This window comes from Synechococcus sp. OH2 (assembly GCF_047462155.1).
In the GTDB taxonomy this organism is placed as follows: Bacteria; Cyanobacteriota; Cyanobacteriia; order Thermostichales; family Thermostichaceae; genus Thermostichus.
The window spans coordinates 6,466-15,785 of the sequence record NZ_JANSIR010000041.1; the positions used below are offsets into that span (position 1 = coordinate 6,466).

General features: G+C 58.8%; 10 protein-coding genes and 2 pseudogenes. 10 read left to right on the forward strand and 2 right to left on the reverse strand.

Going from position 1 to position 9,320, the window contains the following annotated elements; genetic code table 11:
- The 6 genes and pseudogenes from NW835_RS02840 to NW835_RS02865 form a co-directional block, all read left to right on the forward strand.
- A pseudogene (locus NW835_RS02840) lies at nt 1-796 on the forward strand (hypothetical protein); the annotation flags it as partial.
- A gap of 39 nt (nt 797-835) precedes the next feature.
- Entirely contained in the window at nt 836-1,027 is a 192-nt protein-coding gene (locus NW835_RS02845) for a hypothetical protein (RefSeq protein ID WP_414414473.1), read from the forward strand.
- Nucleotides 1,024-1,344: a nucleotidyltransferase domain-containing protein gene (locus NW835_RS02850; protein ID WP_414363840.1), complete on the forward strand. Its 321-nt coding sequence runs from the start codon at nt 1,024-1,026 to the stop codon at nt 1,342-1,344. Before NW835_RS02845 ends, NW835_RS02850 begins: the two co-directional genes overlap by 4 nt.
- Complete coding sequence (locus NW835_RS02855; protein WP_414414474.1) at nt 1,328-1,747, forward strand: HEPN domain-containing protein; 420 nt, start codon at nt 1,328-1,330, stop codon at nt 1,745-1,747. The genes NW835_RS02850 and NW835_RS02855 overlap by 17 nt, the downstream gene beginning before the upstream one ends.
- Nucleotides 1,734-4,532, forward strand: a complete 2,799-nt coding sequence (locus NW835_RS02860) for a BPTD_3080 family restriction endonuclease (protein WP_414414475.1) — start codon at nt 1,734-1,736, stop codon at nt 4,530-4,532. Before NW835_RS02855 ends, NW835_RS02860 begins: the two co-directional genes overlap by 14 nt.
- Nucleotides 4,533-4,695: 163 nt before the next feature.
- Complete coding sequence (locus NW835_RS02865; protein WP_414363843.1) at nt 4,696-5,331, forward strand: 4Fe-4S single cluster domain-containing protein; 636 nt, start codon at nt 4,696-4,698, stop codon at nt 5,329-5,331.
- A 20-nt stretch (nt 5,332-5,351) separates the two neighbouring features.
- Here the strand turns inward: NW835_RS02865 and NW835_RS02870 are convergent, their stop codons facing one another.
- On the reverse strand, nt 5,352-5,633 hold the full coding sequence (locus NW835_RS02870; protein WP_414376719.1) for a hypothetical protein: 282 nt from the start codon (nt 5,631-5,633) through the stop codon (nt 5,352-5,354).
- Nucleotides 5,634-5,869: 236 nt separating this feature from the next.
- Between NW835_RS02870 and NW835_RS02875 the strand changes: the two genes are divergently transcribed.
- Both NW835_RS02875 and NW835_RS02880 read left to right on the forward strand, forming a co-directional pair.
- The gene (locus NW835_RS02875; RefSeq protein WP_414338532.1) at nt 5,870-6,673 is read left to right on the forward strand and encodes a prohibitin family protein; all 804 of its coding nucleotides are present in this window, start codon (nt 5,870-5,872) and stop codon (nt 6,671-6,673) included.
- 106 nt (nt 6,674-6,779) lie between these two features.
- Nucleotides 6,780-7,718, forward strand: a complete 939-nt coding sequence (locus NW835_RS02880; protein ID WP_414414476.1) for a prohibitin family protein — start codon at nt 6,780-6,782, stop codon at nt 7,716-7,718.
- On the opposite strand, the gene NW835_RS02885 is transcribed toward NW835_RS02880, so the two are convergent.
- Complete coding sequence (locus tag NW835_RS02885) at nt 7,719-8,420, reverse strand: ComF family protein (protein WP_414414477.1); 702 nt, start codon at nt 8,418-8,420, stop codon at nt 7,719-7,721.
- Between the two features lie 133 nt (nt 8,421-8,553).
- Between NW835_RS02885 and rpsL the strand changes: the two genes are divergently transcribed.
- Nucleotides 8,554-8,961, forward strand: a complete 408-nt coding sequence (gene rpsL, locus NW835_RS02890) for a 30S ribosomal protein S12 (protein ID WP_414363846.1) — start codon at nt 8,554-8,556, stop codon at nt 8,959-8,961.
- A 65-nt stretch (nt 8,962-9,026) separates the two neighbouring features.
- Nucleotides 9,027-9,320: pseudogene (locus NW835_RS02895) on the forward strand (30S ribosomal protein S7); the annotation flags it as partial.

Genomic DNA, 9,320 nt, shown 5'->3' on the forward strand with positions numbered 1-9,320 from the left:
TGCCCGCCACGCGCCGCAGGAGACGCTTTACGACCAGCCCTTTGTGGACCGCAAAAAGGTGCGCGTCACCGGCCCGTTCACCGTCGAGGCCGTGCCTGCGCCTGTGGTCAAGTCGGTGGATGAGATTTTGGAGGAGAAGCCGCAACCTGCCGACATGTCCATTGCCCGCTCCGGCGAGACCCTGCGCCAGGCCGAATGGCGCGACGAGCTGCTGCGCACCGGTATTCGCGGCAAGAACGGGCAATACATCCGCTTTGCCCGCCTAGAGCCGCTTCCTGGCTGTCGCTGGCTGCATGCCGAGGGGGAAACGCGGCCAAGCGACGAAGGGGCAAATACCGTGCGCGAGTCGGCTCCAGCCTATGACCCGATGCGGGTGGTCGTCGCCTTCGGCCCGGAATATGGCCCACTTGAGCAGCGGCAGGTCGAGCATGCCTGGGAAGAAGCACGGATGCTTGTTCCCAAACCCAAGCTGCTGATCTTTGCCGCTTTCCAGTTCGATCCCGAAGCGGCCAAGGATATTGACGAGATGAAGCCCGAGCTGGCCGGTATGCAGTTCCTCAAAGTCCAAATGAACGCCGACCTCTTGACCGACGACCTCAAGAAAAAGCGCGCGAGTAACGAATCGTTTTGGTTGATTGGGCAACCTGATGTGGAAGTGCAGCGCATCACCTCGGGTACTGACGAAGGCAAGTTGCGCGTCGTGGTGCACGGTTTTGATTATTACAACACCAAGACCGGGCAGATTGAATCGGGTAGCGCAGACAAGATCGCTCTTTGGCTGCTCGATACCGACTAGGACGGACGCAGCCTCTATCCCCGGCAGGTCTTTTTCCCAATGGCGGGCGAGAAGGATGGCTGGGCAAAACTTGCGCGCAACCTTAAAGCTGAAATCGACGAGGAGCTGATTGAGGCGTACTGCGGTACCGTCTCGTTGCCCTTTGCACCGGGCGAGCACAAGCGCATTGCCGTCAAGATCGTGGATGACCGGGGCATCGAGAGCCTGAAGGTCATAAGGGTGGAGACATGATTGACGAGCAAGCTCTGCAAGAAATTGTTCAACGGATCGTGGCAGTGGCACAGCCCAGCCGCGTACTTTTGTTTGGCTCCTATGGCCGCGGCGACGCCGACGCTGGCTCTGACCTGGATCTTATTGTGATTGAACCAGAAGTGTCCGACCCGTATAGCGAAATGATCCGCTTGCACAAAGCTGTGGGCTCGATTGGCCCAGGGCTTGATCTGCTGGTTTATTCGGAGGCCGAATACCAACGGCGCAGTCAGGTTCCGGGCACCGTACTGTACTGGGCGCGCAAGGAGGGAAGAGCCCTCTATGAAGCCCCATCTTGAAGAGGCCTGGCGATCCCTGCGCTTGGCCGATCGCGACCTCAAGGCATTTGAAGTTTTGAGAAAAGATCCGGAGGTTCACCCTTCTATCGTCTATTTCCATGCCCAGCAAGCGGTAGAGAAATCTCTCAAGGCGGTCTTGTTTGCCCAACAGATCGAATTTACACGCACCCATGACCTGGTCAAGCTGGCGCGTCTGCTTGGTGACCGGGGCATCTTGTTGCCAGTTGAGGAAGATCAACTCCGCCAACTCAACCCTTTTGCTGTTGCCTTTCGCTACGACGACACAGAATTTGCCCCTGTTCCCCAACAAGAGGTGGCAAGTCTGCTCACAGCGATTCGCCGTTGGGCAGCGGAAGAAGTCAGTGCAGCAACGGAACGGGAGAAAAGCAATGGCTACCATTGACCGCCTGATCATCAACTCGCCCTACGAGGAGCCGCGGCAACACTGGCGCTACAACCGCGAGACAAGGCTATTTGAACTGGTCGAAGGCCGCCGCCCGGCAGGGTACGTAGTGGCAACGCCCGGATCAAAGTCTTTCGACGATCCCGGGATCTTTGTGGAGATTCCGCTGGTCAACCAGATCCGCCCGCGCGTGAAGGCTTGGCGTGAGGCAGGCTACCCGGGTGTGACTAGTATCACCAAGCGGCTCTTGGATCACTGGCGTGACCCTGAGGAGTTCAACAGACGTCGCTTTTTCTTTTGCCAGTTGGAGGCCGTGGAGACGCTCATTTGGCTAACCGAGGCGCCGCCTGCCGAGCGGGTGGGCATTGAGATCCCTGGCGACGGTGGGGACTTTGATCGGCGGTGCTGCAAGATGGCAACTGGTACAGGCAAGACCATCGTCATGGCGATGGTGATTGCCTGGCACATCCTCAACAAGGTGGCGAACCCACAGGACGCACGTTTCTCGAAGAACGTGCTGGTCGTTGCGCCTGGGCTGACGGTCAAGAAACGGCTGGCTGTTCTAGAACCGGCGGGCGCAGGCAACTACTACGAGGCCTTCGACATTGTGCCCTCTGCCCTGCTGGACAAACTACGGCAGGGCAAAGTGCTGATTCGCAACTGGCACGCCCTAGCCTGGGAGAGCGAGGAACAGATCAAGAAGCGCAAAAGCGTAGACAAGCGCGGCGCAAAGAGTGACGAAGCTTACACCCGCGAGGTGCTGGGCGAGATGGCGAATGCCCGCAACCTGCTGGTGATCAACGACGAGGCCCACCACGCCTGGCGCGTCAACTGGGAGGCGGAAGGTAAGTATCTGCGCCAGCAGGGCTTAAGAGACAGCGCCGCAGAAGCCACAGTTTGGGTAGGCGGACTGGATCGTCTGCATCGCTCGCGCGGCATCCTGATCTGCTATGACTTTTCCGCCACCCCCTTTGCGCCGTCGGGAAAGAAGAGCAGCGAGGAGGCGCTCTTCGGCTGGATCGTCAGCGACTTCGGGCTGAACGACGCCATCGAATCGGGGCTGGTGAAGACCCCGCGCGTGGTGGTGCGCGACGACGCCGTGCCGGATGCCAAGACCTACAAGTCGCGGCTCTATCACATCTACAACGACCCCGACGTGAAGGACGACCTGAACCGCCAGGCCAAGCCAGAGGAGCCGCTGCCCGACCTGGTGCTGAACGCCTACTACTTGCTGGGCTACGACTGGCGTGAGACGTGGAAGGCCTGGAAAGCGGCTGGCCTGCCCACGCCGCCCGTGATGATCACCGTCTGTAACCGAACCGAGACGGCGGCGCGGGTGAAACACGCCTTCGACTCACGGCGCATTCCCATCGACGAGCTCTGCAACCCAGAAGGGATCCTGCACATCGACTCGAAGGTGTTAGAAGAGGCTGAGGCAAAGGAAGAGCCCACTGCAGTGGTGGAAGCCTCAGACGAGGCTGAGGATGGAGAAGAGGAAGACGCACCAGTCGAACGTCAGTTGACCAAAGCAGAGCAGGCAGAACGTTTGCGAAAGATCGTAGATACGGTGGGTAAGGTAGGGCAGCCCGGCGAGAAAATCCAGAATGTCATTTCCGTCGGGATGCTGAGCGAGGGCTGGGATGCCAAAACCGTGACGCACATCATGGGGCTACGGGCCTTCACTTCGCAACTTCTGTGCGAGCAGGTTGTGGGCCGAGGCTTGCGCCGCACATCCTACGAGGTCAACCCACAAACGGGGCTGCTCGAGCCCGAATACGTCAATATCTTCGGTGTGCCTTTCACTTTCTTGCCGCACGAGGATAGCGGAGATGGCCCGCCGCCACTACCAACACCCAAGACCGCGGTGGAGCCGGATCCGACCAAAGCAGAGTTTGAGATCCGCTGGCCAAATGTGGTGCGCATCGAGCGCGTACTTCAACCAACGTTGACTCTCGATTGGTCAAAGGTGCAGCCACTAGAACTAAACGCTGCCCAGACACCGCAGGTGGCAGAACTGGCACCAGTTCTTGAAGGCAAGCCAGACGTGACCCAGATCAGCCGCATTGAGCTAGAGCGGTTGGCGCGGGAATTTCGCACCCAGCGCATTATCTTCGCAACTGCCCGGGATGTGTTCGATCAGATGAAGCCAAGCTGGAAAGGCAGTCGCGAAATCTTGCTGGCGCAGTTGGTGCGGATTGTCGAGCAGTTCATTCGTTCTGACCGCATCTTGATCTCCCCACCTCTCTTTTATCAGGATGAACTGCGCCGCCGCCTGATCATCACCCTCAACATGTCACGAGTTGTGCAACATGTCTGCGAGGCGGTGCGGCAGGAGAACACCGAGCGGCTTACTCCAGTCTTCGACCGCGATCATCCCATCGGCTCGACAGGTCAAATGCGCACCTGGTACACGAGCAAACCTTGTGAACGCACACGCAAGTCGCACATCAACGTCTGCGTCTACGACAGCACCTGGGAAGCATCAGATGCCTACGTCCTCGACAACAGCGACGCCGTGAGCGCCTGGGCAAAGAACGATCACCTGGGCTTCGAAGTCCTGTATGTGTATGGTGGCGTAGTACGCAAGTATCGGCCAGATTTTCTTGTGCGGCTATCCAACGGCGACATGCTCATTTTGGAAACGAAGGGACAAAACACCGAACTAGACCGGGTGAAGCAGCGCTATCTGGACGAGTGGACGCAGGCCGTCAATGCCCATGGCGCGTTCGGTCGCTGGCGGTGGAAGGTGGCACGTCACCCTGGCGAGATACGGGACATTCTCTGACTTCCCTCTCCCAGAGGGAGAGGGGCTGGGGGTGAGGGCGTCAGCGGCGCGGAGCGCTGTGGAGACATCTCCGAATTTGAAATGACTATAAGATTGCAGCTTTCGCGTTCGGCTTCCCACTAGGCTAAGAGTAGTCTCAAAGCCGTTTTGCAGCAGGTGACCCATGTCCAAGGCAAAGATCGCACTGGACTTTCAGGCGCGGATCCCTCCCGGTTATCTCAACCTGATGGGATATGTGGACGAATCGGAAGTGAATGGGCCAGGCCGGCGCGCCGTGGTCTGGGTGCAGGGCTGCCTGCGGGAGTGTCCGGGCTGCTTCAACCCTGCTTCTTGGCCGTTTGAGGTCAACCAACTGGTGAAGATCACCGATCTGGCCGAGCAAATCCTCAGCAACCCCAGAAACGAGGGAGTGACCTTCTCAGGAGGGGAGCCCTTCTGGCAGGCTCCCGCCCTGGCCAGCTTGGCGCGGCTCCTGAAGGCGAAAGGGCTAACGGCGATGGCCTTCAGTGGATTCACGCTGGAAGAGTTGCGATCCCCCCAGGCTCCCCCCGGCGCCCAAGAGCTGTTGCAGGAGCTGGATATTTTGGTGGACGGGCCCTATCTGCAATCCCAGGCCATTCGCTCCCCCCACTCGCTGGTCTCTTCCCGCAACCAGCGGGTACATGTCTTTAACCCTGCCTTGGAAAACCAACTGAATTGGGCTAGCGACCAGGTGGAAATTCATATCCTCAAAGATGGAACCCGCATCGTCACCGGCTACGGCGGGCAGTTTCTCTTCGACGAGTCCGAACGAGGCTAGCGCGCCTCCCCAGGGATCCCCTATCCCCCCACCCGCAACGGCTCGCGGCGATAGGCGGGCAGTTGCCAGCACATCTCCAGCCAGTTTTTCAGCTCCTCCGGCTGGCCCATGAGGCTCATTTCCACCAGCAAAATGGCAGCTCGATCGCCAGCTCCTTTGGATCCCAGACGAATCAGGGCAGACAGACTTTCTTCCCCCCAGCAGACGGATACCCCCTGCCGGATCAAGGCCCGAGCTGCAACGGCAATGCAGGAGGGTGGCACCTGGATATCTCGCCGCTCGTAATCGATAGTAGGCAGCATGAACGGCAACCCAAATCTTTATTATGTTTTAATCTTCTTCCCTTTTTGCCGGCTTATCCTGGGTCTTTGCGAATTGTGAAGTGATCTTTTGTAAACTTTTTGATACCGAGTAACATCATCTGGGGGTCTGAGAAAAAGGACGGGGATCCCTGCAGAAAGCTTAAAAGATAGCAGCCGTTTCTCAGCTCGACCTTCTCACAGCCGCGAGAATGGCTGCATTGGCAGGAGATGGAGAGATGCGAGCAGAAGGTTGGGAAAGCCGGGTAGGTCGCTGGTTGCCCAAAGCTACCCTTGTGGGAGTGGCGTTGATCCTGGTGGCGGCGGGCAGGCCGCTGCGCTTGGTGGGCAACGGTGAGAATATGGTGCTGTTTACCTGGGGTGGGGGAGTGAGCCCGACTGCTTTGCAGCCAGGGCTGCATTGGGTGCCGCCTTTTGTCTCGCGCACCGTTACCTTCGACGTAAAAACGCAGGCTCTGACCTGGAAGGACAACGACCCGACTGCCTATGCGCCGCGGCTGGTGGCCCTCTCTCAGGATGGGCAGCAGATTGCGGCTGAAGCGACGCTGCAATTTCGTATTCTCGATGCCCCCAAGGTCTACACCCAACTGGGGGAGAACTACTTGGATCGCATCGCCCCCATCGTCCGGTCGGTCATCTTGAATGAGACCAGCGGCTTTTCCGCCCAAGCTCTCTATTCCACCGAACGCCCGCTGCTTCAAGGACAAATTCGCGAACGGGTGGCCCTTTTGCTGAAGGAATACGGCATCGAGGTTTTGGACTTTCTGCTGCGGGATGTGGATTTCGATCCCGATTTTGTAGCCGCTATTGAAGCAAAAACTATCGCCGAAAACCAACTGGCGCAAAAACAATTTGAGATCGAGCAGGCGCGCCAAGATGCCCGCAGCATCATTGCTCAAGCCGAGGCAGAAGCCGGCCAATTGCGAGCCAAGGCCCAGGCCCTCACCCAGAATCCCAAGTACCTAGAGGTGGTGAAAGCCTCCGTCCTGGGATCCCGGCTGGAAACTTTGATAACCAAATAGAAAACCTAATAGAAAAAGGACTCCGTCCCGCTGACGCGAACAGTTTTCGGGCCTGGCCCCATCTGCTCCAGCTCTTCCCTCAGACCTCAAAACGGGATCAGCCACTATGTATTCAACAGAAGAAGTACACCAGAGTAAAGTTGGTTGGCTAACTTTGGGCGGGATTGCCCTCTTAGCAGCTTTGGGGATGCTCCGCGCCTGCCTGTATGTCACTTTGCCCGGCCATGCCACGGTGGTGTTTAATACCTTTTCTGGGCTGCAAAAGGGGCGGGTAGAATTGCCGGGAGTGATGTTCCGGATCCCGGGGATCGAGACGCCAATCACCTACAGCGTGCTCACCCGCGTTTGGGAGTTTACCAACAACCCCAACTCGGCCAATGCCATCAGCAATGCCATCACGGTAAACACTGCTGACGGGCAGGCTTTTGCCGTCGATGTGGCCATTGCCCTCAGGCCCAACCTTGCCACTTTGGACGAGCTGCACGCCACCATCGGCGAGAACTATCTTGTGACAGTGGTGGTGCCGGTAGTGCGCTCCAAGATCCGCGATATCTCTGCTTCTTTCGATTCCGAAGATTTTTACCGCAAAAGCCAACGCACAGCCATCGAGCAGCGGGCCCTGGACTTGATCCGCCAAGAGATGCCCACCGTCAACCGCGATGGCCAAACCCTGCCCCTGATCCAGGTAGAGGGCCTCTTTCTGGGCAACCCCGATTTTCCACAAGCCCTGCGAGATTCCATTGAACGCAAACAGGTGGCCTCGATTACGGCACAAACAGCAGCGGTGCGGGCGCAAATTCAACAAAAAGAAACCGAGCGGCTGTTGATCCTAGCGGCAGCCAACCAGCGGGCCATCGAGCTAAAGGGACAGGCGGCAGCGGAAAACGCGCAACTGGCGGATCTGCTGTTTTACGAAAAGCTGCAGGAGCGCATCCAAAACCCGGCGGACTCACTGCCACCTCTGCGCATCATTCGCGTCGAGGGGGATGCCACCGTGTTCCTCAATGTGGATCCCCGACAGGCAGCCGCGCAACAGGCCCAATAGTCAGGCCTGGCCAGGCCGTCGGAGCTCCCAGGGCAGGGTGGGGTGGTGGGCAGCCGGCTGCGCTTTGGCCACAACAATCACCCCGGCCACCGGGATCCCAGCGGCAACCAAGACCTGCTGCGCCGCTTGAACGGTGGAGCCGGTGGTGTAGATGTCATCCACCAACAGAACTGGGGTGGCGGGAGCGTGCTGGAGGGCAAAGGCGCCTGCCAGATTTTGCTGGCGTTGCAGCGGGTTGAGCTCATATTGGGCCGCCGTGGCCCGCACCCGCACCAAAGCTTCAGGTAAATGTCTTAGACCCGTCCGCTCACAAAAGGCTTGGCTGATCAGGGCCGCCTGATTGTAGCCCCGTTGCCGCAGGCGCTCCGCATGCAGCGGGATGGGGACGACCGTATAGTCCGAACCGTAGGCCCTACGAGAGCCTGAAGAGGGTTGCCGGCTTTCGAGCCAACGGGATCCCAGCCATTCCCCCAAAACCGCGCCTATGCGCCGCTGTCCTTCATATTTCAGGCAATAGAGAGCCCTGCGCAGCGCTCCCCGGTGGATCCCCCAAGCATAAAGCGGCCAAGGCGAAGTGGTGACCGGCCAAGAGTCGAGCCGCTCCGCCTGCAACCGCCTCTGGCAATCTCGACAAAACACACCCCTAGCGGGGCGCTGGCAGAGCGGACAGGGAAGCGCAATCCACCAATCCAGCCACTCCATGGCCAAGTTCCACGGCTAGCCTCAGTCTAGCCGAAAGGGGAGGGCTAGAGAGCTGACAAAGTTGACGGCGGGATCCCTGCTTGCTAGGATTAGGTACTGCTGAATCATCAAGACTAGCCCTTGTAGCCAACCCATGCCCACCATTCAGCAACTCATTCGCGAAGAGCGCAAGGCTGCCACTCGCAAGACCAAGGCACCTGCCCTGAAAGGATGTCCGCAGCGGCGGGGAGTTTGCACCCGAGTGTACACGACAACGCCCAAGAAGCCCAACTCGGCTTTGCGGAAGGTGGCACGGGTTCGCCTCACCTCTGGCTTTGAAGTTACTGCTTACATCCCCGGCATTGGCCACAACCTACAAGAGCACTCGGTGGTTATGATTCGCGGCGGGCGGGTCAAGGACTTGCCTGGCGTGCGCTATCACATTATTCGGGGCACGCTCGACGCCGCAGGAGTGAAAGACCGCAAGCAAGGCCGCTCCAAATACGGGGCAAAACGGCCCAAGCCTGGCCAAGCGCCGGCCGCCACTGGCAAGAAGAAATAACAGCTTCCTCTAAACGTCAGCCTTTGTATCCTGCCTTCAGCTTCTAAGCAAGTTCCACAGCTCCTATGTCTCGCCGCAACCGTGCCCCTCGTCGTGACGTACCCCCGGATCCCAAGTACGGGAGCCGTTTGGTTACCATGCTGATCCGCAAGTTGATGATGAGGGGCAAGGCTTCTCTTGCCGCCAGGATCCTCTACGACGCCCTAGAGATTGTGCGAGAGCGCACCGGTCAGGATCCGCTACCTGTACTGGAAAGTGCTGTTCGCAACGCTACCCCCTTGGTGGAGGTGAAAGCGCGGCGGGTGGGTGGCGCTACCTATCAGGTGCCTGTGGAGGTAAGAGCAGAGCGAGGAACCTCG

Coding starts and splice junctions, on each gene's coding strand:
- NW835_RS02880 (WP_414414476.1), top strand. CDS start 6,780: ATGTATTCAACAGAAGAAGTACACCAGAGTAAAGTTGGTTGGCTAACT.
- NW835_RS02870 (WP_414376719.1), bottom strand. CDS start 5,633: ATGCTGCCTACTATCGATTACGAGCGGCGAGATATCCAGGTGCCACCC.
- NW835_RS02855 (WP_414414474.1), top strand. CDS start 1,328: ATGAAGCCCCATCTTGAAGAGGCCTGGCGATCCCTGCGCTTGGCCGAT.
- NW835_RS02865 (WP_414363843.1), top strand. CDS start 4,696: ATGTCCAAGGCAAAGATCGCACTGGACTTTCAGGCGCGGATCCCTCCC.
- NW835_RS02860 (WP_414414475.1), top strand. CDS start 1,734: ATGGCTACCATTGACCGCCTGATCATCAACTCGCCCTACGAGGAGCCG.
- NW835_RS02875 (WP_414338532.1), top strand. CDS start 5,870: ATGCGAGCAGAAGGTTGGGAAAGCCGGGTAGGTCGCTGGTTGCCCAAA.
- NW835_RS02885 (WP_414414477.1), bottom strand. CDS start 8,420: ATGGAGTGGCTGGATTGGTGGATTGCGCTTCCCTGTCCGCTCTGCCAG.
- NW835_RS02845 (WP_414414473.1), top strand. CDS start 836: ATGGCGGGCGAGAAGGATGGCTGGGCAAAACTTGCGCGCAACCTTAAA.
- NW835_RS02850 (WP_414363840.1), top strand. CDS start 1,024: ATGATTGACGAGCAAGCTCTGCAAGAAATTGTTCAACGGATCGTGGCA.
- rpsL (WP_414363846.1), top strand. CDS start 8,554: ATGCCCACCATTCAGCAACTCATTCGCGAAGAGCGCAAGGCTGCCACT.